The following is a 23,878-nucleotide window of genomic DNA, read 5'->3' as shown; positions in this document are numbered from 1 at the left end:
GCGGGCCGCGGGTGGCGAGAGCGAGCTGGAGCCCGTCAGAGGGACAGGCTCATGTGCCGGTTGACGTCCTTGTACAGCAGGTACCGGAACAGCCCCGGGCCGCCCGCGTAACACGCCTGGGGGCAGAACGCGCGCAGCCACATGAAGTCGCCCTCCTGGACCTCCACCCAGTCCTCGTTGAGGCGGTAGACGGCCTTGCCCTCCAACACATACAGGCCGTGCTCCATCACGTGGGTCTCGCTGAACGGGATCGCCGTGCCCGGTTCGAACGTCACGATGTTCACGTGCATGTCGTGGCGGGTGTCCGCCGGGTCGACGAAACGGGTGGTCCGCCAGCGTCCGTCGGTGCCCGGCATGGAGCCCGCCGTCACCTCGCGCTCGTTCGTCACGAACGCCTCGGGGAGCTCGAGACCCGCGACGCGCTGGTACTTCTTGCGGATCCAGTGGAACACCGCGCGCTCGGGTCCGGTGTTGTGGACGGTCCACGCCGCGCCCGGCGGGAGGTAGGCGTACCCGCCCGGCGCCAGCACGTGGTTCTCGCCGGCCAGGCCGAGGTCGAGCCGGCCCGCGGTGACGAACAGGACCGCCTCGGCTTCCGGGTCGCCCTCCGGCTGGTCGCTGCCGCCGCCGGGGGACACCTCCATCAGGTACTGGGAAAAGGTTTCCGCGAACCCGGACAGGGGCCGGGCGAGGACCCAGAGCCGGGTGCCGGTCCAGAACGGCAGGAAGCTCGTCACGATGTCCGCGTTGGTGCTGCGGGGAATCACCGCGTACGCCTCGCGGAACATCGCGCGGTCGGTCGTCAGCGCCGTCTGCGGCGCCAGGCCGCCGCCGGGGGAGTAGTAGGTCATCGTGCCACCTCCACGGGTTCGGCCGGCTCCACCGCGTCCGCCGGCTGGTCCGGCGCCAGGATCGTCCGGACTCCGACGCTGTGCGGCGCCTTGGCGATGCCGGTCACCACCACCGGGAGGCCCGGCATCCGAACTCCTCTCCGAGGTTTCGCATCATGGAAAAGTTATTCCGCTTTGTGACTCCAAGCTAGGTACCTGCGTCGTCGCTGTCAACAGCCCGCGTCCCCTTGACACCCGACGTTGAGCATGCTGCGATCTGTATCGCATAGTGGAAACAATCTTCCGCGATACGAAATCTGGAGGTCGTAGTGACCGCGCTGTTCTGTTCCGGTGACGCGATGCGTGGCGGCCGGCTGCACCACACCGTGTCCGCGCACCCGTTCCTCGGCGAGGTCCGGACCGCGCCGCGCTACCGGATGTACTCGGTCCGCGACGAGTTCCCGGCGCTCGCGGACGACCCGTCCGCCGGCGTGCCGCTGGCCGGCGAGATCTACGACGTCCCGCTCTCGGCGATCCGCACCGACTTCCTGCCGAGCGAGCCGCCGGAGCTGGAGCTGACCGTCATCGAGCTGGCCGACGGCCGTGACGTGCTCGCCGTCGGGCTGCGGCCGGGCGTACCGGCGCGCGAGCTGACCGACGTCACCGAGCACGGCGGCTGGCGCGCCTACCGCGCCCTCGCCGAGGAGACCCCGTGACCACACCGCTCACGCTTCCCTTGCCCACGACGGCGAACTGCTCGATCCTCTTCCCCGGCGTGCCGCTGCTCCGGCGGCCGGCCGCCGCGGCCGCCGCCGGGTTCGACGCCGTCGAGTTCTGGTGGCCGTTCGAGCGGTCCGTGCCCGCCGACCGCGACGTCGACGCGTTCGTCGCCGCGGTGTCCGACGCCGGGGTCACGTTGACGGGCCTCAACTTCGCCGCCGGCGACATGCCCGCCGGCGAGCGCGGCATCCTCTCCGACCCCGCCCGGTCCGCGGAGTTCGCCGACAACGTCGAGGTCGCCGTCGGGATCGGCGAACGGCTCGGCACCACCGGGTTCAACGCGCTCTACGGCAACCGCCGCGACGGTCTCGACCCGGCAGAGCAGGACGAGCTGGCGCTCGCGAACCTCGTGCTCGCCGGCACGGCCGCCGCCAAGATCGGCGCCGTCGCGCTCCTGGAACCGGTCAGCGGCATCGACGCCTACCCGGTGCGCACCGCCGCCGACGCCGTCGCGATCTTGGACAAGGCCGGTTCCGAACACGTGCGCCTGCTCCTGGACGTTTACCACCTGGCCGTCAACGGCGACGATCCCGCGACCGCGATCGACCGCTTCGCCGGCCGGATCGGGCACCTGCAGATCGCCGACGCGCCCGGCCGGGGCGAGCCCGGCACCGGGACCCTCCCGATCGCCGCGCTGCTCGACCGGATCGCCGCCACCGGCTACCGCGGCCGGATCGGCCTGGAGTACAAGCCCGCGACCGCCGACCCGTTCGGCTGGCTCGCCCGACCCCTTGAAGAAGGTGCCTCATGACCAGGATCGCCTTCATCGGGCTCGGCATCATGGGCAGCCCGATGGCCTGCCACTTCGCCGCCGCCGGCCACGACGTCACCGGGTACAACCGCACGCCGGAGAAGGCCGCGCCGCTGGTCACGGCCGGCGGCCGGGCCGCGAAGTCGGTCGCGGAGGCCGTGCGCGACGCGGACGTCGTCGCGCTGATGCTGCCGGACTCTCCCGACGTGACCGAGGTGCTGACCGGCGACGGCGGCGTGTTCGCCACGGCCGCGCCGGGCACCTTGATCATCGACTTCTCGACCATCCGCCCGGACGTCGCCGCGGACCTGGCCGCGCGGGCGGAAGAGCGGGGCCTGCACCTGATCGACGCCCCGGTCTCCGGCGGTCAGGCCGGCGCCGAGAACGCGACGCTGTCGATCATGACCGGGGGCGCCAAGGACGACTTCGTGGCCGCCCACCCGCTGCTCGACGTCATCGGGAAGACCGTCGTGCACGTCGGACCGGCCGGGGCCGGGCAGACCGTCAAGGCCGCCAACCAGCTGATCGTTGCCGGCCACCTCGCGCTGCTGGCCGAGGCGCTCGTCTTCCTCGAAGCGCACGGCGCCGACCTGCCGGCCGCCGTCGAGGTGCTCGGCGGCGGGCTCGCCGGATCCGCTGTGCTGAACCAGAAAGCGGCGAAGATGCTCGACCGCGAATTCACGCCCGGGTTCCGGATCGACCTGCACCACAAGGACATGGGCATCGTGACGACCGCCGCGCGCGAAGCCGGAGTGGCCCTCCCGGTCGGGGAGCGGGTGGCACGGCTGGTGGCCGAGACCCGCGACGCCGGGCTCGGCGGGCTCGACCATTCGGCGCTGTTCCAGACCATCGCGAACCCAAGGAGTGCCTCGTGACCAGGATGAGGGCCGTCGACGCGGCCGTGCGGATTCTCGAGATCGAAGGCGTGACGCAGGCATTCGGCGTCCCGGGCGCCGCGATCAACCCGTTCTACTCGGCGTTGCGCGCCCACGGCGGGATCTCCCACGTGCTGGCCCGGCACGTCGAAGGTGCGTCGCACATGGCCGAGGGCTACACCCGCTCCGCGCCGGGCAACATCGGCGTCTGCATCGGGACGTCCGGGCCCGCCGGCACCGACATGATCACCGGCCTGTACTCCGCGGCGGCGGACTCGATCCCGATCCTGGCGATCACCGGGCAGGCGCCGGTCGCGCGGCTGCACAAGGAGGACTTCCAGGCCGTCGACATCACGTCGATCGCCGCGCCGCTCACGAAGATGGCCATGACGGTGCTGGAGGCCGCGCAGGTGCCGGGCGCCTTCGCGCAGGCGTTCCACCTGATGCGGTCCGGCCGGCCCGGGCCGGTGCTGATCGACCTGCCGATCGACGTCCAGCAGACCGAGATCGAGTTCGACCCGGACACCTACACCCCGCTGCCGGTGCACCGACCGGCGGCGACCGCCGCGCAGGCCGCGAAGATCCTCGACCTGCTCACCGAGAGCGAACGGCCGCTGATCGTCGCCGGCGGCGGGATCATCAACGCCGACGCCTCCGCCGAGCTGGTCGAACTGGCCGAGCTGCTGGGCGTGCCCGTGGTCCCGACGCTGATGGGCTGGGGCACGATCCCGGACGACCACCCGCTGTCGGCGGGGATGGTCGGGCTCCAGACGTCGCACCGGTACGGCAACGCGACGTTCCTGGAGTCCGACTTCGTGCTCGGCATCGGGAACCGGTGGGCCAACCGGCACACCGGCGGCCTCGACACCTACCGGCGCGGACGGCGGTTCGTGCACGTCGACATCGAGCCGACCCAGATCGGCCGGGTGTTCGCCCCGGACTACGGCGTCGTCTCCGACGCGGGGGCCGCGCTGCGGGCGCTGCTCGACGAGGCCCGCCGCCGCGCGGGAACCCTGCCGGACTACTCGGAGTGGGCCGAGCAGTGCCGCGCGCGCAAGGCGACCCTGTTGCGGCGCACCCACTTCACCGAGGTCCCGATCAAGCCGCAGCGGGTGTACGAGGAGATGAACCGGGTGTTCGGCCCGGAGACCCGGTACGTCTCGACGATCGGCCTGTCCCAGATCGCGGCCGCCCAGTTCCTGCACGTCTACCGGCCGCGGCACTGGATCAACGCCGGCCAGGCGGGGCCGCTCGGCTGGACGGTCCCGGCCGCGCTCGGCGCCGTCGCCGCCGACCCGGAGACTCCGGTGGTGGCGCTGTCCGGCGACTACGACTTCCAGTTCATGCTCGAGGAGCTGGCCGTCGGGGCGCAGTTCGGGCTGCCGTACGTGCACGTCGTCGTCAACAACTCCTACCTCGGCCTGATCCGGCAGGCGCAGCGGAACTTCGACATGGACTACTGCGTCCAGCTGGGCTTCGACAACATCAACGCCACCGACGACGGCCCCGCCCTGCCGAAGGGCTACGGCGTCGACCACATCCGGGTCGCCGAAGGCCTCGGGTGCGTCGGCCTGCGGGTCACCGACCCGGAGCTGCTCGAAGCGGCGCTGCGCGAAGCCTGGCGGCTCGCCCGTGAGCACAAGGTGCCCGCGGTCGTCGAGGTCGTCCTCGAACGCGTCACCAACATCGCCATGGGCGCGGCGGACATCGACGCGGTCACCGAGTTCGAGGACCTGGCCACCACCCCGGAAGACGCGCCGACCGCGGTCGGGTCGCGGTGACCGGGCACATCCTCCTGGCTCCGGACAAGTTCAAGGGTTCACTGGACGCGGCGGGCGTGGCGAACGCGCTCGCCGAGGGCATCGCCGACGCCGATCCGGCCCAAGAGGTCCGGCGGTGCCCGGTCGCGGACGGCGGTGACGGCACGGTCGCGGCCGCCGTCGCCGCCGGCTGGTCGGAGGTCCGCGTCGCGACGACCGGGCCGACGGGGGCACCGCTGGTGGCCCCGTACGCCCGCAGCGAGGGCACGGCGCTGTTCGAGCTGGCGACGACGGCGGGCCTGGCCGTCCTCCCCGGCGGCGAGTTCGCGCCGCTCGACGCCGGGACCGAGGGCCTGGGCACCCTGCTCGTCCACGCGCTGGAGCGCGGCGCGGGCGAGATCGTCATCGGTCTGGGCGGGAGCGCCACGACAGACGGCGGCGCGGGGATCCTGCGGGCCCTCGGCGCCCGGGTCCTCGACGCGCACGGCCGTGACCTGCCGCCCGGTGGCGGCGCGCTGGCCCGCGCCGAGTGGGTGGATCTCGACGGACTCCATCCGCTGGCGCGCCGGGCTCGGTTCTCTTTCGCTTGCGACGTCGACAATCCGTTGCTCGGGCCGGAGGGTGCGGCCGCGGTGTACGGGCCGCAGAAGGGCGCGGATCCCGGCCAGGTCCGGGAGCTCGACGCCGCGCTGGCGCGCTGGGCCGCGGTCCTGGGCCGGGCGACCGGCCAGGATCCCGCCACCATCGCGGCGTGGCCGGGAGCCGGTGCGGCGGGCGGTGCGGCCTGCGGACTCGGCGCCGTGCTCGGCGCGACTCGCCGCTCTGGGGCGGACGCGGTGTTGACGTTGACGGGGTTTCCCGCGGCTCTCGAGGGGGCCCGGTTGGTGGTGACGGGTGAGGGCCGGCTCGATAGGCAGACGTTGCATGGCAAGGCTCCGGCGGCCGTCGCGGCGGCGGCGGGAGTGCCGGTGGTCGCGGTGACGGGCGAGTGCCTGCTGACCGAAGACGAGTGGCGGTCGGCTGGTTTCGCTGCTGTGTATGCGCTTGTCGAGCTGGCCGCGGATCGCGAGGACGCGCTGACCAACGCGGCTGCGTTGCTGCGTCGGACCGGTGCGCGGATTGGCCGGGGGCATCGGTGAGTGGGCTGGGTTGAGGGGGCTCGTCGGTCCGCGTGGCCGGGTGGTTGTGTCGGACTAGCGCGCGGATCGGCCGGGGGCACTGGTGCGTGTGTTGGGTTGAGGGGGCCATGAACGCGCGCGGGGCCGGGTTGTTGCGCCGGGTCGGTGTGCGGATCGGTCGGGGGCACCGGTGAATGGGCTGGACTGAAGGGCTCTTCAGCCCACGTGGCCGCGTTGCTGCGCCGCGCCGGTGCGCGGGTCGGCCGGGGGTCAGTGCACGTGGCCGCGGGAGGGCGTCGATCCCTTCGCCGCGCGAGACTCTAGCCCGGCGCACCAGTGGAGCCCGGCCAGCGGGCGGAGCGCCGGCCGGGTGCGGCGTTGTCCCAGTCGCGCACCCCGAGCTGCCGAGGCGCGCTCTCCGGCTGCGGAGGCACGCGCGGCACACCGCGGCTCCGCGCGAAGTGCCTGAAACCCCGCCGGGCGGCCATCGCCGCGAAGCACGGTGCGCATGCCGGTACGAACGTGTCCGCCGGGGTGCCCGGTAGCCGGACCGTCTTGCCCGGGTGGGCGGATCCCGTGCAGATCTGGTGCTGGTGGCCGGCCGGTGCGCACAAGCACCGGCACTCGGTGGCCGAGATCGTCACGGCCGGTCGTACGTGTAGAAGCCGCGGCCGCTCTTGCGGCCGTACAAGCCCGCGTCGACCATGCGCGCGAGCAGCGGCGGGGGTGCGTAGAGCGGCTCCTTGAACTCTTCGTACAGCGATTCGGCGACTGCCTTGGTCGTGTCGAGGCCGATCAGGTCGGCCAGGGCGAGCGGGCCCTGAGGATGGGCGGCGCCGCGGACCAGGCCTTCGTCGATCGCTTCGCGGGTGGCGAAACCGGATTCGAGCATGCGGATCGCGGCGAGGATGAACGGGATCAGCAGCGCGTTGACCACGAACCCCGCGCGGTCCTGGCAGCGGATCGGGTGCTTGCCGAGGGCGTCCTGCGCGAACGTCCGGGCGCGCTCGACGGTCGCCGCCGCGGTCAGGAGGCTGGGCACCAGCTCCACCAGCGGGAGCACCGGCACCGGGTTGAAGAAGTGCACGCCGATGACCTGGGCCGGGCGCTGCGTCGCGGTGCCCAGCTTCATGATCGGGATCGACGAGGTGTTGGACGCCAGGATCGCGTCCGGCGCGGACACAATCTTGTCGAGCTGGCCGAACAGCTCCGTCTTGACCGCTTCGTCCTCGACGATCGCTTCGACGACGAAGGTGCGGTCGGCCAGGTCGTCCAGCGCTTCGGTGACCCGGATGCGGCGCAGGACCTCGGCGGCGTCCGGGATCTTGCCCTTCGCCTCGGCGCGGGTCAGCGAGGTTTCCAGCCGGCGCCGCCCGGCGTCGGCGGCCGCCGGGTTCGATTCGACGACCACGACGTCGAGGCCGGCCCGGGCGCACACCTCGGCGATCCCGGCCCCCATCTGCCCGCATCCGACCACGCCCACGCGTTCCATCGCCGCCACCTCTCCGGTACTCGGTATCATTCGGACGGTACTCAGTACCGACCGGTAGCTGAAGGCTCGCGGCTATGACGACCGCCACGCCCTACGCTGGGCCCTGGCAGCGAGGAGGAGCGGATGTCGGCCAAGGACCGCCTGACCGAGGCGGCGTTCGCGTTGTTCGCCGAACGCGGCTACGACCGGACCACGGTCGACGACATCACCGAGCGCGCCGGCGTCGGCCGCACGACGTTCTTCCGCGCCTTCCGGACGAAGGAAGACGTGATCTTCCCGGACCACGAGGTCCTGCTGCGCGCCATCGAGGAACGCCTGCGCGGCTCGACCGACCGCACGGCGCTGATCGCGGTGACCGAGGCGGCCCGGCTCGTGCTGCGGCACTACCTGGCCGAGGGGGAGCGGGCGCTGACCCGCTACCGCCTGACCCGCAGTGTCCCGGCCCTGCGCGACCGCGAGATCGCGGGAGTGCAGCAGTACCAACGGATGTTCCGCGTCTTCCTGCACCGCTGGATGGGCGGCGGCGGCGACACGGCGTTGCGTGCCGAACTCATGGCCGGTGCGGTGGTGACGGCGCACAACCACGTCCTGCGGCGCTGGCTGCGTGGGCAGGCGGACGACCCGGAGCGGGAGTTCGACGCCGCTATGGCCACGACGGTCACCCTCTTCACCCGGGACGGCGACGGCGCCGAAGAGTCCATTGTGGTCTTCCGGACGAAGAAGGACCTCACCACCCTGCTGCCCGAGCTGAACCGCCTGCTCGGCGGGCTATCGCCGGCGTAGCGCGACCGGCGTGCCGAGGTGGACGGGTCCGCCGTCGCAGCCGGCGCAGGAATGCGGGCCTCCCTTCGGGCCGGCGTCGGGCTCCGACGGTTTCGACTCCATCGCGAGCAGGGCCGCGCCGTAGGCACCGGTGATCTGCGGCCGGTCCGGCACCCCGACCTCGAGGTCGAGGGCCCGCTCGAGGAAGCGCACGGCCGCCTTGTTCCGGGCCACGCCCCCGGTCATCACGACCGGCGCGTGCCGGCCCACCTGCGCCACGAGGGCCAGCGTGCGACCCGCGATCGCACGGTGCACCGAGGCCGCGATGTCCGCCGTCGACCGCCCTTCCGCGAGCATCGAGATGATCTCCGTTTCGGCGAACGTGGCGCACATGCTGCTGACCTCGAGGTCGTCGCGGCCGGTCAGCGCGAGCTCGCCCAGATCCTCGATGCCGCACTCGACGGCGCGCGCGAGCACCTCGTAGAACCGGCCGGTGCCGCTGGCGCAGCGGTCGTTCATCGCGAAGTCGTCCACCAGCCCCTCGCCGTCGACGGTGATCGCCTTGCTGTCCTGGCCGCCGATGTCGATGATCAGCCGGACGCCCGGGCACATCGCCGCGGCGCCGCGGGCGTGGCACGTGATCTCGGTGAACGTCCGGTGCGCGCCGGGGACGAGCTTGCGCCCGTACCCGGTCGACACCGTGGCCGCGACGTCGTGTTCCGAGCTGCCCGCCGCCGCGAGCGCCGCGTCGATCGCCCGCTGCATCCCCTGCCGGCTCACCGCGCCCATCTGGACGACACTCTGGCCCATGAGGGAGCCGCGGTCGTCCACGACGACGGCCTTGGCGGTGGTCGACCCGAGGTCGACGCCCAGGTAGTGACTCATGAGACGGCCGAGTAGTCCTCCGGCAGCGCACCACGCTCGCGGCGGACGTCGATCGCCTCCAGCATGGCCACCAGCCGGCTCTCCAGCACGCCGTCCTTGTAGAACGACGCGTCCGCGACGTCGCCCTCGAAGAAGATCGAGGGGATGCCCAGCTTGTCCCGCGCGGACTTGGCCAGCAGCCGCTGCGGCCCGGTGAAGGCACGGCAGGTGCGCGTCGAGTGGAACACGATCCCGTCGAGGCCGTAGTCGCGGCAGTCGCGCAGGGTCAGGTAGTCCAGGGTCTTCGCGCCGTGGTTCGTCGGGCACAGCAGGTAGTGCTGCGCCATGCCGCGCAACGGGTCGTCGGTGTCGATGAGGTGCGGCTCCTGCCAGAAGGCGTTCTGGATGTAGCGCCCGGCCAGCACCGAAGCGCCGTACTCGGCGAACTTCCGGGACAGGAAGCCGAGTTTGTTCCAGTTCATGATGCCGTCGAAGTACAGGCGGTACTTCTCGTCCTTCACCGCGGAGACGCCGTTGTCGACGCGGTCCTGGATCTCGTCGCGCACGGCCGCGAAGTAGTCCACCAGGTCCTGGTTACCGGGCAGGAAGTTGATCGGCGCGACGCTGGCGATCCAGTCCCAGAACGTCGCCGGCGCGGGGGTGGCCTTGCACAGGTCCAGCCCTTCCCGGCGCAGCTCGGCCGCGCGCTTGATGTGGGTCATGCTTTCCGACAGCGCGTCGTAGTCGAACGGCCGGCCGGTCTGGTGCTCGAGGAAGCCGATCAGCTCGCGCAGCTGGTCGGTGACGAACGTCGACGCGTTCTCCCATTCCTCGCCCCGCAGGTAGCCGGCGTCGGGCTGGTTGCCCCAGAGGTACGGGTGGGAGATGTTGAAGATCGGCAGTTCCTTGCCGAAGACGCGGTAGGAGATGCCGTCCCACTGCTGTCCGGTGCTGCAGCCGGCGTAGTTGTTGACGAAGAAGTCCGGCGCCGGCAGCTTGGCGGCGAGCACCTCCTGGTCGTGGGCGCCGACGACACCGGTCTGGTCGCCTTCCGTGCCCTGCAAGGTGAGCACCGAGCACCCGAGGTGCGTCCGCGAGTACGAGCAAAGTTCCGAGTTGTAGCCGTATTCGGCGCCGGCCAGCTGGGCCGGGCCTTCCAGCCGTTGTGCGGCCAGCCGGGCCGCGAACGCCTCACCGTGGCACCACGCGAGGCCGGCGGCCTGGAAGATCGGGTTGAGCGCGCCGCCGTTGTACCAGACGATCTGCTTTCCCTGCTCCCGCGCCGTGAAGAGGTCCTCCCAGTAGTCGGTGATCATCTGGCCACCCCGGCGGGTGACACCCAGCCGGTTGCTCTTGTCCTCGACGGTTGCGGTCATGCGTCTTCGTCCTCCTGGGGAATGGGGTGGGGCTCAGACCCGGACGGGCCGGCGCCGGCGGGCGCGCTCGACCACGGCTTCGACGCGGGTCCGGAAGGTCTCCAGCGGCATGCCCTCGTGCTCGGTTTCCAGCTGGAGCTGGGGAATGTTCGCGGCTTCGAGGCTCTTGCGGAGTTCGGGGTAGTAGAGCATGTGCGGTTCGCAGAACTTGGGCATCAGGTGGATGACGACCTCGGCGCCGTTGTGGCGCACCGCGTCGACGAGGTAGGCGTCCCAGTCGACGTCCTGCTGGACGCGGGTCGGGCAGGGGATGGTCACGTTGCGCCGCGCGTACCACTCGCCCAAGGCCCGCACGGGATCCACGTCCTCGGCGATGTCCGTGGAGACGTAGCGCCTGCCGTAGTAGAGGTCGTCGTCGACGACGAGGGCGCCGCTGTCCTCGATCAGCTCGAGCAGCTCACGCCGCGGCGCGTGGCACAGGTGTCCTGAAAGGTGCACCCGCACGCGGTCGTCCCGGTCGGCCGCACGGGGTTCCGCCACGGCCTCGGCGAGGAGGGCGTGGTGCTCGGCGGGGTCCATGACCATGCTCGAGGCGATGATGTCCTGGAGCTCGACCGGACCGAAGGCGGCGTTCCCGGCGCTGCGCTCGTCGAGCAGCCGCCGGATGAGCCGGCGGTCGCGGTTGTACGCCTGGATGCTCGCCCGGAGCGCTTCGGGTTCGACCGGGTTTCCGGTGAAGGACTCGATTTCCGACCGGATCCGCTGCATCGTGCCGTCGACCTTCTCCGCCGCCCACGGGTCGTTCATGGACGAGTTCAGCATGCCCAGGAACACGGTCTTGTCCGGTTCGAGCGTGCGCACGATGTCGGCGGAGCCGATCAGCTGGACGCAGTGGTCCGCGGTGAAGATCCCGTCGTAGAGGTCGAGCCGGCCGGTCGCCGCCTGGTCGGCCAGGTTGCGGGTGTAGCCGCAGTAGAACTCCGCGAGCAGCGCGCGGCCTTCGGTGATCGGCTGCTGGTCGTCCGGGACGATCACCGGCAGCGCGCCGGCGGCGTGTCCCAGCTCGCGGGGGAAGTTCATCGGCAGGACGCCCAGCACCTTCGCGCCGGGGTGCTCGGACCGCCAGCGCGCGACGTAGGCGCGTGGGTCGCGAGCCGCCGCCACCAGTCGGGTCATGGCTGCCGCGTCGGTCATCAGCGTGGTTCCTCTCCTGGGCGATGAGCGATACTCTACGCGTGAAGTAACTCGATCACAATCGCCGTAGATTGTTGGAGGGCCATCGCATGCAGTCGATCGCGAATCGCTACACCCGGCTCGTGGGCATCGAACACCCGATCGTCCAGGAGGGGCTCGGGCCGTTCCGCACGCCGAGGCTGGCCGCGGCGGTGTCGGAAGCCGGCGGGCTGGGCACGGTTTCGATGCCCGGCATGCCCGAGGACATCGACGCCGGCGCGCGGACGTTCCGGGAGCACATCCTGGAGTGCGCGTCCCTCACCGACCGCCCGTTCGCGGTGAACATCCCGGTCGGAGTCGACAGCGACGGGAACGTGCTCCCGTTCACTGACGCCTATATCCGTACGGCGCTCGAAGTGCGCGAGGCCGACTCCGCCGTCGCGCGGCGGCTGCGGGTGATGACCACGTCGGCCGGCTTCCCGGGGAAGTACGTGGCGCTGATCAAGGACGCCGGGCTGGTCCACCAGCACAAGGTGGGCTCGACGCGGCAGGCGGTGAAGGCGGCGGAGGCCGGCGTCGACGTGGTGATCGCGGCGGGGTTCGAGATGGGCGGGCACGCGCCGAGCAAGGCGGTGCACACGTTCGTGCTGGTGCCGAACGTGACGGAGGCCGTCGACGTCCCCGTGTTGCTGACCGGCGGCGCCCGGGATGGCCGCGGCCTGGCCGCCGCGCTGGCGCTCGGAGCCGACGGCGTCGCGATGGGCACCCGGTTCATCACGACCACGGACAACTCGGACTGGCACCCGGCGTACCTCCAGGCCCTGCTGAACGCGCGGGAGGGCGACGACGTGGCGTTCGACGGCGTCTACGGCCCGTGCCGAGGCCTCCGCAACGCGGCGTCCGAGCGGCTCGCGGAGCACATCGACGCCGACCCGGTCGAGCTGACCCGCTGGAAGATCGAGTCGATGCGGCGAGCCCAGACCGAGGGCGACACGGTCGACAGCCTGGTGATGACCGGCCAGGTGGCCGCCGGGATCACGGACCTCGTGACGGTGGCGGAGTTCGTGCCCCGGATGGCCGAGGAGGCAGCGGGCATCCTGCGGTCGTTGGCATCGCGGGTCGAGGTTCGGGCGTAAGAGGGCGTCAGTGCGGGTCGTGGTGGTGCACGGTCGCGACGACGCACGGCTTGCCCGCCCGCCCGGACCCCACGATCCGGGTGACGGCCATCCGCCGGCCGTGGCTGACGACCTCCGCCCGGAACGTCGCGACCTCCCCGTGGGGGAACGGACGCGGGTACGTCGCCGTCAGCGAGGCCGGGGTGAGGTCGGGGCGGGCGAGGGCCGCCTCGGCCGTCAGTTCCGCCAGCCACAACGAGATTCCGCCGTGCAGCGTGCCGATCGGGTTGACCAGGTCGTCGCCGACGTCGACGCGCAGCTCCGCGGTTCCCTCCCCGGTGGACACCCGCTCGCGGAGCTCACCCAGGAGCCCCGCGGCCGGTGACACCGTCGCGGGCCGGCGGTCGGGGGCCGGGCCGGCGAGTCCGACGTAGCGACCCCACTGGCGGCAGCGGGACAGCGGCCGGCCCTCGTGGTCGAAGATCGATCCCTCGGCCAAGCCGATGGCGCCGGTCGAGTGCACCGTCCGTCCTTCGCCGCGCAGCTTCGTCCCGTCGCCGGGTGGGGGCCGGAAGAAGTCGAGGGAGATCTCCGTGCTCACCGACCAGAGCCCCGCCGGTGCCTCGTCGATCAGGGCGTACCCGAGGACGATGTCCGCGAAGACGCCGAGCGACCCCGGGCTGCTCGACCACGGTCCCGTGGTCATCTCCGGCAGGCGGCCGTCTTCGAAGACCTCGACCCCGAACAGGGCCTCGGGGCCGCCGCCCAGTGCGACGGGCCGGTGCTGTGAAGCGGTGGGGTGCAAGGGGATTCCCGGGGTGATCGTCGTGCAGGGACAGGTCAGACGGCGTTCAGCTCGGCGAACCGCCGCCGCACGATCGGCGTCCACTCCGCCCGGAACGCCTCGATCCGGCGGGCCACCCGCCGGCCGACCCAGTCGGGCAGGAGCGCCTCCGGCAGCTGCGGGTCCACTCGCGGGAACTCCTGCCACTCGCTGACCAGCCGGATGTGCGCGAACAGGATCTCGTCGTCGCCGGCCGGGCGCAGGGCGTTCATCGCGGTCCAGACGTCCTCGTACCGGGACCGCAGGCCGGCGAGGTCCCAGCCCCGGGCGACGATCTCGTCCCGGGGGATCCCGACCGCGTCGACGTTGCCGGTGAACGCGACGGTGTGCTGCCGCAGGTCCAGTTCGTCGAGGAGCCTGCCGACTTCGGCGGCCCGTTCGACGTGCGGGGTCAGCCACAGCCCGGGGACCGGGTTCCCGAAGCCGGCCCAGGTCAGCCCGGCGTACAGCGGACGCCGGGCGCCGCGCAGCGACTGCGGGATGCTGGTCCACAGCGCCAGCCAGGTGCCGTCCCAGCTGCTGAACGGGTCGCTCAGCGAGTAGACCCGGCCGGATCCGGTCTCGAAGATGTGGATCAGCTTGTCGCTCAACGTCCAGCGGACCTCGCGGCCGTGGCGCTCCGGGACGATCCACTCGGAGCTCGACGCCCGCGCGATGGCCTGCCGGGCGGTCTGCTCCTCGAAGCCGAGCCCCTTGAGGATGTGCACCAGCGTCGCGGTCCACACGGGTTCCCCGGCCCGCCACACCAGTTCGCCGAGGATCGTGATCAGCAGCGACCGCGCGCTTCCGTGCGTCAACGTCGTGTCGGCGGAGCCGGGCGTCTCGAGCGCCCCCGGTGTCGGCATGGACCGGACTCTACAGGCTCTGCGACCAGGTCTGTAGTCGTGTATGTCGACTGCGTTACGCGGCGGAGATGCCGCCGTTCACGCTGATGGCCTGGCCGGTGAGCTTGGCGGCCGCCGGTCCGCCCAGGAAGACGATCAGCGCGGCGAGATCGGCCGGCTCCGCGACGCCCAGGTGTGCCTGGCTCGCCGCCTTCTCGAACAGCTTCTTGCTGAAACCTTCGCGCAGGACGTTGTCGGCGGTCGGCGTGCCCGAGATCAGGGACGGCGTCACGGCGTTGACGCGCACGCCGTCGCGCTTGGCTTCGATGGCGGTGACCCGCGAGAACATCACGATGGCCGCCATCGCGGCGCCCAGCACCGCTTCGCCCGGCGTCGCCACCTTCGCGGCGTCGGAAGCGATGTTCACGATGCTGCCCCCGCCCTGCTCCCGCATCAGCGGCAGCACCGCGCGGGTGAGGTGCATCGGCGGCAGGGCCTGCCGGGTCAGGATCCCCTCGACGTCGGCCTGCGGGGTGCGGTGCAGCAGCTCCGGCCGGTAGGTCGCGGTCGTCGAGTTCACCAGCACGTCGATGCCGCCGAGCGCCCGGTGGGCTTCGGCGACGGACGCGTTGACCTGGCCGAGGTCTTCGGCGTCGGCGGGGATGAACACCACCTCGGCCGCCGGGTGCCCGGCCAGGACGCGGTCGCGGGCGAGCTTGCCGCGTTCGGCGTTCCGGGCGAGGAGGGCGATCCGCCGCACTCCGGCGTCGGCGAAGGCGAGCGCGGTGGCGAGGCCGACGCCCGAGGTGCCGCCGGCGATGACCACGGCCGACTCCGGGTAGTCGCGGACGAGGGGCATGGAGACCTCCTGTTATCGACGTATGCTGCGATCAACTTCCGCAGTCTGTCATATAAATTCGGGTCAGACCATTTATTTGGTCCGACCGACGATGTACAGTCCGGTGGCCCGCATCACATCGCGTACAAGGGAGTAGGGGATGGTCGGCGTGCCCGTTCTCGCAACGTCCTACTGGCCGGCTGAGCCGGGCGAGGTCCACGACGTCACGGTGTGCGACAGCCTGCGGCACGCCGCGGCGACGGTGCCGGACCGGCCGGCCCTCGTCGACTGCGTGGCGGACCCCGGCGCGCGGAAGACGTGGACCTACGCGGAGTTCCTCGCCGACGCCGAGCGCGTCGCCCGGGCCCTGCTCGGCCGGTTCGCCCCCGGCGACCGGATCGCCGTCTGGGCGCCGAACAGCGCGGCGTGGGTCGTCCTGCAGCAGGGTGCCGCGCTCGCGGGGATGGTGCTCGTCGCCCTCAACCCCGCGTACCGGGCCAGGGAAGTGGGCTTCGTGCTTCGGCAGTCCGGTGCGGTGGGCCTGTTCTGCCCGGCCGTGCACCGGGAGTTCGCCATGCGCGCCATGCTCGACGACATCCGCGGGGAGACGCCGGAGCTGCGGGAGATCTTCACCTTCGACGAGTGGGACGCGTTCATCGCGAGCGGCGACCCCGATCGCGAACTGCCGGCGGTGCTCCCGGAGGACGTGCTGCAGATCCAGTACACGTCGGGCACCACGGGCTTCCCCAAGGGCGCCATGCTGCACCACAAAGGACTGGTGAACGAGGCCCGCCACGTCGCGGAGCGCGCCGGGATGACCGACGGCGGCGTGTACGTCAACGCGATGCCGATGTACCACATCGGCGGCGGCGCGGTGACCTCCTTCGGGGCCTGGGCCAAGCGCGGCACCTTCGTCATCCTGCCCGGCTTCGACCCCGGGCTGCTGCTGGAGGCCTTCGAGACCTACCGCGGCACGCACACCCTGGTCGTGCCGACCATGCTGATCGCGTTGCTGGACCACCCGGACCTCGCGACGCGCGACCTGAGCAGCCTGCGGACGATCCTGAGCGGCGCGGCGTCCGTTCCCGCCGCGCTCGTGCGCCGGACGCAGTCGACGCTGGCCTGCCAGTTCAGCATCCTCTTCGGACAGACGGAGGCGCACGGCGTCGTCAGCCAGACCCGGGTCACCGACTCCCCGGAGGACCAGGCCGACACGGTGGGACAGCCCCTGCCGCGGCTCGAGGTCAAGATCGCGGACCCGGTGACGGGGGAGCCGGTGGGGCTGGGCGAGAGCGGTGAGATCTGCTGCCGCGGCTACCAGAACATGCTCGGCTACTACGGCATGCCGGCCGAAACCGCGGCGGCGATCGACCCGGACGGCTGGCTGCACATGGGCGACATCGGCGCCATGGACGAGCGCGGGTTCCTCAGGATCCGCGGCCGGAGCAAGGACATGATCATCCGGGGTGGCATGAATATCTACCCCGCCGAGATCGAGGGCACGCTCCAGGAGCACCCCGCGGTCGAGTACGCCGCCGTGATCGCGGTCCCCGACGCGAAGTGGGGCGAGCAGATCGGCGCGGTGCTCCAGCTCCGCCCCGGGTTCGAGCGTCCCTCGGTGGAGGAGCTGACCGGGTTCCTGCGGTCGCAGCTCGCCCCGCACAAGACGCCGGTGTTCTGGACGTTCGTCGACCGGATGCCGGCCACGGCCAGCGGCAAGATCCAGAAGTTCGTCCTGCGCGAGCAGGCCGAGAAGGGCTCGCTCACCTTCGACGTCGTCCGGACGGCGAGCGCGGCCGGCAGCTAGGGCCATCCCATCGTTTCCCCGGTTTCGAGTGGAGTTCGCATGGCAGCACAGACCGGCAGTCCCCGCCGAGCGGCCTCGGCCGCGTTCCTCGGCTCCGTCGTCGAGTACTACGACCTCGTCATCTACGGCACCGCCGCGGCGCTGGTGTTCGGCAAGCAGTTCTTCCACGGCGTGAGCCCGCAGGTGGCGCTCGTGCTGTCCCTGGCCACGTTCGCGAGCGGCTACCTCGTCCGCCCGCTCGGCGGCCTGCTCTTCGGTTACATCGGCGACCGGCGCGGCCGGCGCACAGCGGTGCTGCTGACGATCGCGCTGATGGGCGTCGCGACGGTCCTGGTCGGCCTGCTGCCCGGGTACGACGCGATCGGCCCGCTGGCGCCCGTGCTGCTGGTGGTGCTGCGGCTCTGCCAGGGGCTGGCGGTCGGTGGTGAGCTCGGGGGAGCCGTGCTCATTTCGGTCGAGCACGCGCCTGAGGGCAAACGTGGTTTCTACGGCAGTTTCTCGACCGCGGGCGCGCAGGCCGGCACCGTGCTGGCCACCGCGGTGTTCGCGCTCGTCACACTGCTTCCCCAGGCCCAGCTGGAATCCTGGGGCTGGCGCGTCCCGTTCCTGGGCAGCGCGCTGATCGTCCTGGTCGGCCTGCTGCTGCGCTACGGCCTGGAGGAGACGCCCGACTTCGTCGCGGCGACCGGGCGGACCACGCCGATCCGCACCGCGCTCACGCGGTACCCGCGTGCCATCTTCGGCATCGTCCTCGTCATGGCCGGGATGATGTCGATCTGGTACGTCCTCACGATCTACAGCCTCAGCTACGCGGTGAACACGATCGGCGTCGACCGCACGACGATGCTGTGGGTCATCGCCGTCGCGACGTTCCTGGTCGTCGTGCTGAACCCGGTGTGGGGCGCGCTGTCCGACCGCGTGCACCGCGGCCGCCTGCTGGCCGCCGGGCTGCTGCTGGAAGGCGTCCTGCTGTTCGTCTACTTCGTCGCGCTGGACAGCCGCAGCGTCCCGTTCATCTTCGGCGCGCTGCTCGCGGTCGCTGGCCTCGGCCACGCGGCCGCCAACGGGATCTTCCCGGCGTTCATCGTGGACTGCCTGCCGACGGAGGTCCGTTACACGGCCGGGTCTCTCGGTATGCAGGTCGCCGGCGTGATCGCCGGGTTCGCGCCGCTGGCCGCCGTTGCTCTCGAAGACGCGGTGTTCGGCATCTGGACGATCATCGTGGTCTGCTTCGCCCTGTGCCTCGCCGGTGCGGGCGCGGCGCTCGCGCTGTACCGGTCTCGCGAAGCGGTCCGGGCGCCGGCCGCCGTGCCGGAGCCGGTGCGGGCGGAGCTGCCGTGACCCGCCGGCCCGAACCGGTCCGGCGGCGGGTGACCTCCGCCGCCGACGTGACGGATCTCGAGTCGCGCGCACCGGAAGACCTGCGTCCCGCCGACACGATCCTCGGCTGCCTGTCGGCCGCGGCCGCGCTCGATCCCGGCAAGCCCGCGATCGTGCTCGTCGAACCGCCGGACTTCCTGGCCCCGGCCCGGATCGTGACCTACCGGGACCTCGTGCGCGAGGTCGAGCTGTCGGCGCGTCTGTTCCGTGCGTGCGGCGGCGTCACCGCGCTGATGCTGCCGATGGTGCCCGAAGGCCTCACCGCGCTGTGGGGTGCGGCGACCGCGGGCGTCGCCGTGCCGCTCAACCCGTTCCTCGAACCCGGTTCCCTGCACCGGATCCTGACCGAGCTGGGCGTGACCACGCTGGTCACCACCCGGGAAATCGCGGAAGGCAAAGGCGATCCACGCGAGCACGTGCCCGGCCTGCGCCACGTGTTCCACGTCGGCGACGACTTCGCCGACGCCGTCCGCGCCCACGACCACGACGACCGGGTCTTCGATCCCGATCCCGACCGGACGGTCATGGCGATGCCGACCGGGGGCACCACCGGCACCCCGAAACTCGTGCGGATGACCCAGCGCGCGCAGCTCACCGTGGCGTGGAACGTCGGCGCCCTGATGGGCTCGGAGCGCGCCGGTGTCGTCGGGCACGGGATGCCGAACTTCCACTGCGGCGGGTCGATCTCCCTGGGCCTGCGCGCAATGCTGTTCGGGCAGACCCTGCTCACGCTCACCACGGCGGGGTTCCGGTCCCGCGAGGTCGTGGCGTCGTTCTGGGACATCGCCCGCCACTACCGCATGACGTCCCTGCTGGCCACGCCGACGACCGCGCGGGCGATCCTCGACGCGGGCGGTGAGGCCGGAGGCCACTGCCTGGCGGACTTCCACGTCGGCGGGAGCCAGCTGCCGGTCGCGCTCGCCACCGAGTTCCACGAGCGGTTCGGTGTGTGGCTGCGCGAGAACTGGGGCATGACCGAGCTGCACGGCACCACCACCGGGCACTACAACGACGGCACGCGGCCGCGGATCGGCTCCGCGGGCCGCGTGCTGCCGCACTTCCGGGTCCGCGCGGTCGAGCTCGACGGGGCCGGCGGCGTCGTCCGGGTGTGCGCGCCCGGCGAGCGCGGCGCGCTGGTCATCGGCGGGCCCACCGTGACCGACGGCTACGTCGACGCCGCACAGGACGCCGCCCTGCACGTCCACGGCCTCGGCGACGGCACCCGCTGGGCCGACACCGGCGATCTCGGCACGGTCGACGAGGACGGGTACGTCTGGATCTCCGGGCGCGCCAAGGACCTCATTATCCGGGGTGGTCACAACATCGACCCCGGGCAGATCGAGGAGGCGCTGTCCCGCCACCCCGAGGTGAGCATGGCGGCGGCGGTCGGGCGGCCCGCGGCGGGCAAGGGGGAGCTGCCCGTGGCCTACGTCGAGCTGAAGGCCGGGGCGACGGCGCGGCCGGACGCGCTGCTGGCGTTCTGCCGCGAGCACGTGCAGGAGCGGGCCGCCGTGCCGGCCGAGGTCGTCGTGCTGGACCGGCTGCCGGTGACCCCGGTCGGCAAGGTGTCCAAACCGGCGTTGCGCCAGGACGCGCTGCGCCGCGAGATCCGCGCGCTGGTCGCCGAGCTGTCGGGTGCCGAGCACGAGCACGGCGTCCACGTCGAAGACGCCGGCCCGCGGCCCCGCGTGATCGTGTCGCTGGCGGCGGGCGGCCGGGGATTCGCGGACATGCTGAGCGACCGGTTGGCGGCGTACGAATTCCTCAGCGAAGTCCGGATCGGGTGACCCTTGCCCTAAAAGGTCAGTCCATTATATTGTTCGACCAGTTCAGTGTGGTGTGGATCACTGAGATGGCCGGAAGGGCTGCCGATGACGCACACGATCTCCGTTCACGACCGGTACGCCGAGGCCGACATCCGAGCCTGCTACGACGCCGGGTTCTGGCGCCCCGAAGGACTTTCCGCGCTCCTGGACAGTCAGGCCGAGGCTCGTGGCGGCAAGGTCTTCGTCTCCGACGGGACCACCGAGCTCACCTATGCGGACCTTCGCGACCGGGCGCTCGCCCTGGCCGGCGGGCTGGCCCGGCTGGGCGTCGGCCACGGCGACCGGGTTGCCGTCCAGCTGCCCAACTGGACCGAGTTCTTCGTGGTCGCCGCGGCGGTGAGCCGGCTGGGGGCGGTGCTCGTGCCGATCATGCCGATCTACCGGGCCGAGGAGGTCGGCTACGTCCTGCGGCACTCCGGCGCGAAGGTGGCGGTCACCTGCCGGGAGTTCAAGGGCTTCGACCACTACGCCATGTTCGCCTCGCTGCGGGGGAGCTGCCCCGGCCTGACGGCGGTCGTCGCGGTCCGCGGCGACGGCGACGTCCGGCTCGACGAGCTCTTTCGGTCCGGTGCGGATCTCGCCCCGGCGCCGTCGCCGGACGACGGCTTCCTCATCGTCTACACCTCCGGGACGACCGCGCGGCCCAAGGGCTGCTTCCACACGTTCAACACCGTGCGCGCCAGCGCCGCCGCGATCGCGCGCAGCGTCGGCTACCGCGAGGACGACGTCCAGTTCGGACCGTCGCCCGTCACGCACAGCACCGGGCTCGCGACCAGCTTCCTGTTGCCGCTGCTGACCGGCGCGGCGTCGCACCTGATGGAGGCGTGGGACCCGGCCGAGGCCTGGCAGCGGATCGCGAAGTTCGGCTGCACCGCCGCGGTCACCGCGACGCCGTTCCTGCAGATGCTCATGGGTGCCTACGACCCGGACCGGCACGACGCGAGCAGCCTGCGCCTGTGGGTCTGCGCGGGCTCGCCGATTCCCGGCTCCGTCGTGCGGCGCGCGGGGGAGCAGTTCGCCGGCTGCCGGGTGCTGAGCCTCTACGGCCGTTCGGAGAACTTCCTCACCACGATGTGCACCCTCGACGACGCGCCCGACCGCTCGGCGACGTCCGACGGCTCCGCGATCGCGGGGGCGTCGGTGAAGATCGTGGACGAGCTCGGCGAGGAGGTGCCGAGGGGCACGCAGGGCGACATCGCCTACCGCGGGCCGAGTCACATGCTGGAGTACTACCGCGACCCGGACCAGACGGCCGCGCTGTTCACGGCCGACGGCCACTCCCGCTCCGGCGACCTCGGCGTGATGGATGCAGACGGCTATGTGCGCGTCACCGGGCGGCTCAAGGACATCGTGATCCGCGGCGGGCTCAACATCAGCGCGCGGGAGCTGGAAGAGCTGCTCGCCGAGCACCCGCGGGTCGCCGCGGTCGCCGTGGTCGGGATGCCCGACGAGCGGCTCGGCGAACGCGTCTGCGCCTATGTCGTCCCGGCGCCGGGCGAACCGCCGTCACTGGCCGGCCTGACGGCGTTCCTGCGCGAGCGGGACGTCGCGACCCCGAAGCTGCCGGAACGGCTGGAGCTGCTGGCCGAGCTGCCGATGACGGCGACCGGCAAGGTGCGCAAGCACGTGCTGCGCGCCGACGTCCGGCGCAAGCTCAGTCCAGAGTAGACAGTCCGGTGGTCGCGTACCCGGTGATCAGGTCGGCCAGCGACGGCGTGCTCGCCAGCGCGGTGGGCCAGTAGGCGACCGAGAAGATGACCCCGAGGCACGCCTGCGTACCCGCGGCGACCTCGGCGGCGCTCGCCTTCGGGAAGCGCCGGGACACCGCGGTCTCCCAGCGGCCGATGTACTGACGGCGGCGGCGGTCGAACTGGCGCTTCCACGGCTCGACCAGCGAGCGGTCCTCACGCTGGTAGACGTTCACCAGGTGCCGGTGGGAGAGGGTGAACCCGACGTGGTGGCGAATCAGCCGGTCCAGGTCCTCGGCCGGGTCCTCGTGCACCGGCGCGGTGGCGCTGAGCAGCTCGTCGAGCGCCTCGTTGAACAGCGAGGCGAGGATCTCGTCCTTGCCGGAGAAGTGCCGGTAGAGCGCCGGGCCGCTGAGCCCGGCCCGCTTGCCGAGCTCGTCGACCCCGACCCCGTGGAAGCCCTTCTCGAAGAAGACGGCGGCGGCCGTATCCAGGATCTTGCGGTCCCTGTCCACCCGCCGAACCTAACACAGAACTGTGAACGATCGTTATTCCCGGGTTACTATTACCGTCGACTCCCGATCGCGACGAGAGGGGCACGACGACGTGCGTGCACATCTGCCGGGCCCGCGGCCGTGACGTCCGACGGCCGGACGTCCGAGCTGCTCACCAAGGTGCGGAAGACCCTGGAGGTAGCCGGGACGCCGACGGCCGGGGTGGCCGATCCCGAGTCCGCCGAGGCCGGCCTGACCGTCGCGGCCGACGGGCTGACCGAACGGCTGGCGGCGGGAACGGCGAATCCGGCCGAGACCGGCGCGCTGCTCGCGGAGGTCTACGCGCTGCGGCACGAGCTGAGCGAGTTCCGCGCGAGTGAGCGGGCGCGGCGACGGGCGGCGCTCGACGGGAGCCTCGCTCGGCTGGGCGCGGTGACCGACCCGGACGAGCTGCTCGCCCGCGCGTGCGAGGCGGTCGTCGAGGGCTGCGGCTTCGGCCGGGTGATGCTCTCGCGGGTCGACGGTTCGCTGTGGCGGCCGTGGAAGTCCTACGCGGTCGGCGACCGGGAGGCGGAACGCACCTTCCGCGACTGGATCACCGCGATCCCCGAGATCCGGCTCGACAACATGCTGCTGGAGACCGAAATGGTCCGCAAACGGCAGCCGGCGCTCGTCGTCGACCCGGCGCACGACCCGCGGGTGTACCGGCCGCTGATCCGGGCGTCGGCGCTCACGTCGTACGTCGCGGCGCCGCTGCTGCCGACCGGCCGGGTCATCGGGTTCCTGCACGCCGACCACGTCGACGCCGCCGTGACCGCCTTCGACCGGGACCTGCTGTGGGCCTTCGCGCTGGGCTTCGGCCGGCTCTTCGAACGCGCCGTGCTCCTGACGCGGCTGCGGGAGCAACGCGAGCAGGTGCGGGTCGCGATGCGCACGGTCGAAGCCGTTCTGGACGACCTCGCGTCCGCCGAGATCGACCTGACCCGGCACGCCGCCGTCGCCGAGCTGCGGCCCGCGCGGACGCGGCCCCGCTCGTCGGCGGCCCTGGACGAGCTGCTCACCGCGCGTGAACGGGAGGTGCTCGCGCTCATGGCGACCGGCGCGACCAACAACCGCATCGCCGACGAGCTCGTCATCACCAGCGGCACCGTCAAGTCCCACGTCAAGCGCATCCTGCGCAAGCTGGGCGCGGAGAACCGGGCCGAGGCGATCTCGCGGTACCTCCGCCTGACCATGGCCGACCCCTCTTGAGCGTGTCTCCGACTTAGGGTCTAATGGTAA

General features: G+C 71.8%; 22 protein-coding genes. 12 read left to right on the top strand and 10 right to left on the bottom strand.

What is annotated here, in order from left to right; translation table 11 throughout:
- Positions 1–35: 35 nt before the first annotated feature.
- Positions 36–851, bottom strand: coding sequence for a bifunctional allantoicase/(S)-ureidoglycine aminohydrolase (locus tag ACZ7PG_RS05405; protein ID WP_470237868.1), 816 nt, complete (start codon positions 849–851; stop codon positions 36–38).
- Complete coding sequence (locus tag ACZ7PG_RS05400; RefSeq protein ID WP_470237867.1) at positions 848–979, bottom strand: hypothetical protein; 132 nt, start codon at positions 977–979, stop codon at positions 848–850. The genes ACZ7PG_RS05405 and ACZ7PG_RS05400 overlap by 4 nt, the downstream gene beginning before the upstream one ends.
- A 180-nt stretch (positions 980–1,159) precedes the next feature.
- Here ACZ7PG_RS05400 and ACZ7PG_RS05395 point away from each other — a divergent pair, with 180 nt between their 5' ends.
- The 5 genes from ACZ7PG_RS05395 to ACZ7PG_RS05375 are packed head-to-tail and all read left to right on the top strand — an operon-like array spanning position 1,160 to position 6,135.
- Positions 1,160–1,546, top strand: coding sequence for an allophanate hydrolase-related protein (locus ACZ7PG_RS05395; protein ID WP_470237866.1), 387 nt, complete (start codon positions 1,160–1,162; stop codon positions 1,544–1,546).
- Positions 1,543–2,361: a hydroxypyruvate isomerase family protein gene (locus ACZ7PG_RS05390; protein WP_470237865.1), complete on the top strand. Its 819-nt coding sequence runs from the start codon at positions 1,543–1,545 to the stop codon at positions 2,359–2,361. Before ACZ7PG_RS05395 ends, ACZ7PG_RS05390 begins: the two co-directional genes overlap by 4 nt.
- On the top strand, positions 2,358–3,236 hold the full coding sequence (locus ACZ7PG_RS05385; RefSeq protein WP_470237864.1) for an NAD(P)-dependent oxidoreductase: 879 nt from the start codon (positions 2,358–2,360) through the stop codon (positions 3,234–3,236). The genes ACZ7PG_RS05390 and ACZ7PG_RS05385 overlap by 4 nt, the downstream gene beginning before the upstream one ends.
- Positions 3,233–5,017 (top strand): glyoxylate carboligase, encoded by a 1,785-nt coding sequence (gene gcl, locus ACZ7PG_RS05380; protein ID WP_470237863.1) that lies wholly within the window; start codon positions 3,233–3,235, stop codon positions 5,015–5,017. The genes ACZ7PG_RS05385 and gcl overlap by 4 nt, the downstream gene beginning before the upstream one ends.
- Positions 5,014–6,135, top strand: coding sequence for a glycerate kinase (locus ACZ7PG_RS05375; protein ID WP_470237862.1), 1,122 nt, complete (start codon positions 5,014–5,016; stop codon positions 6,133–6,135). Before gcl ends, ACZ7PG_RS05375 begins: the two co-directional genes overlap by 4 nt.
- Before the next feature lie 619 nt (positions 6,136–6,754).
- On the opposite strand, the gene ACZ7PG_RS05370 is transcribed toward ACZ7PG_RS05375, so the two are convergent.
- Positions 6,755–7,606 (bottom strand): 3-hydroxybutyryl-CoA dehydrogenase, encoded by an 852-nt coding sequence (locus ACZ7PG_RS05370; RefSeq protein WP_470237861.1) that lies wholly within the window; start codon positions 7,604–7,606, stop codon positions 6,755–6,757.
- Between the two features lie 123 nt (positions 7,607–7,729).
- On the opposite strand from ACZ7PG_RS05370, the gene ACZ7PG_RS05365 reads away from it, so the two are divergent.
- Positions 7,730–8,389, top strand: coding sequence for a TetR/AcrR family transcriptional regulator (locus ACZ7PG_RS05365; RefSeq protein WP_470237860.1), 660 nt, complete (start codon positions 7,730–7,732; stop codon positions 8,387–8,389).
- Here the strand turns inward: ACZ7PG_RS05365 and ACZ7PG_RS05360 are convergent.
- From ACZ7PG_RS05360 to ACZ7PG_RS05350, 3 genes are read right to left on the bottom strand one after another with little or no spacing between them, the layout of a single operon-like run.
- Entirely contained in the window at positions 8,375–9,253 is an 879-nt protein-coding gene (locus ACZ7PG_RS05360; RefSeq protein WP_470237859.1) for an acyl-CoA dehydratase activase, read from the bottom strand. The genes ACZ7PG_RS05365 and ACZ7PG_RS05360 overlap by 15 nt on opposite strands.
- Positions 9,250–10,608: a 2-hydroxyacyl-CoA dehydratase subunit D gene (locus ACZ7PG_RS05355; protein ID WP_470237858.1), complete on the bottom strand. Its 1,359-nt coding sequence runs from the start codon at positions 10,606–10,608 to the stop codon at positions 9,250–9,252. The genes ACZ7PG_RS05360 and ACZ7PG_RS05355 overlap by 4 nt, the downstream gene beginning before the upstream one ends.
- Positions 10,609–10,641: 33 nt before the next feature.
- Entirely contained in the window at positions 10,642–11,802 is a 1,161-nt protein-coding gene (locus tag ACZ7PG_RS05350) for a 2-hydroxyacyl-CoA dehydratase subunit D (RefSeq protein WP_470237857.1), read from the bottom strand.
- Positions 11,803–11,891: 89 nt separating this feature from the next.
- Between ACZ7PG_RS05350 and ACZ7PG_RS05345 the strand changes: the two genes are divergently transcribed.
- The gene (locus ACZ7PG_RS05345; protein WP_470237856.1) at positions 11,892–12,917 is read left to right on the top strand and encodes an NAD(P)H-dependent flavin oxidoreductase; all 1,026 of its coding nucleotides are present in this window, start codon (positions 11,892–11,894) and stop codon (positions 12,915–12,917) included.
- Positions 12,918–12,924: 7 nt separating this feature from the next.
- On the opposite strand, the gene ACZ7PG_RS05340 is transcribed toward ACZ7PG_RS05345, so the two are convergent.
- Genes ACZ7PG_RS05340 through ACZ7PG_RS05330 form a run of 3 tightly spaced genes read right to left on the bottom strand, consistent with a single transcriptional unit; the run spans position 12,925 to position 15,423 of the window.
- A complete protein-coding gene (locus ACZ7PG_RS05340; RefSeq protein ID WP_470237855.1) occupies positions 12,925–13,701 on the bottom strand; it encodes a PaaI family thioesterase in 777 nt (258 codons plus the stop codon).
- A 35-nt stretch (positions 13,702–13,736) separates the two neighbouring features.
- Positions 13,737–14,585, bottom strand: coding sequence for a PaaX family transcriptional regulator (locus ACZ7PG_RS05335; RefSeq protein ID WP_470237854.1), 849 nt, complete (start codon positions 14,583–14,585; stop codon positions 13,737–13,739).
- A gap of 55 nt (positions 14,586–14,640) precedes the next feature.
- On the bottom strand, positions 14,641–15,423 hold the full coding sequence (locus tag ACZ7PG_RS05330; RefSeq protein WP_470237853.1) for an SDR family NAD(P)-dependent oxidoreductase: 783 nt from the start codon (positions 15,421–15,423) through the stop codon (positions 14,641–14,643).
- 148 nt (positions 15,424–15,571) lie between these two features.
- On the opposite strand from ACZ7PG_RS05330, the gene ACZ7PG_RS05325 reads away from it, so the two are divergent.
- From ACZ7PG_RS05325 to ACZ7PG_RS05310, 4 genes are all read left to right on the top strand, one after another.
- Positions 15,572–17,209, top strand: a complete 1,638-nt coding sequence (locus tag ACZ7PG_RS05325; RefSeq protein ID WP_470237852.1) for an AMP-binding protein — start codon at positions 15,572–15,574, stop codon at positions 17,207–17,209.
- Positions 17,210–17,248: 39 nt separating this feature from the next.
- Positions 17,249–18,550: an MFS transporter gene (locus ACZ7PG_RS05320; RefSeq protein WP_470237851.1), complete on the top strand. Its 1,302-nt coding sequence runs from the start codon at positions 17,249–17,251 to the stop codon at positions 18,548–18,550.
- Positions 18,547–20,376, top strand: coding sequence for an AMP-binding protein (locus ACZ7PG_RS05315; RefSeq protein ID WP_470237850.1), 1,830 nt, complete (start codon positions 18,547–18,549; stop codon positions 20,374–20,376). The genes ACZ7PG_RS05320 and ACZ7PG_RS05315 overlap by 4 nt, the downstream gene beginning before the upstream one ends.
- Positions 20,377–20,460: 84 nt before the next feature.
- On the top strand, positions 20,461–22,083 hold the full coding sequence (locus ACZ7PG_RS05310; protein ID WP_470237849.1) for an AMP-binding protein: 1,623 nt from the start codon (positions 20,461–20,463) through the stop codon (positions 22,081–22,083).
- Here the strand turns inward: ACZ7PG_RS05310 and ACZ7PG_RS05305 are convergent.
- Positions 22,070–22,618: a TetR/AcrR family transcriptional regulator gene (locus ACZ7PG_RS05305; RefSeq protein WP_470237848.1), complete on the bottom strand. Its 549-nt coding sequence runs from the start codon at positions 22,616–22,618 to the stop codon at positions 22,070–22,072. The genes ACZ7PG_RS05310 and ACZ7PG_RS05305 overlap by 14 nt on opposite strands.
- Positions 22,619–22,738: 120 nt before the next feature.
- On the opposite strand from ACZ7PG_RS05305, the gene ACZ7PG_RS05300 reads away from it, so the two are divergent.
- A complete protein-coding gene (locus ACZ7PG_RS05300; RefSeq protein ID WP_470237847.1) occupies positions 22,739–23,848 on the top strand; it encodes a LuxR C-terminal-related transcriptional regulator in 1,110 nt (369 codons plus the stop codon).
- The last annotated feature ends 30 nt before the right edge of the window (positions 23,849–23,878 follow it).

The sequence above is a fragment of the Amycolatopsis sp. NPDC114504 genome (assembly GCF_055633595.1).
This window is presented reverse-complemented; position numbering and strand designations above follow the sequence as displayed.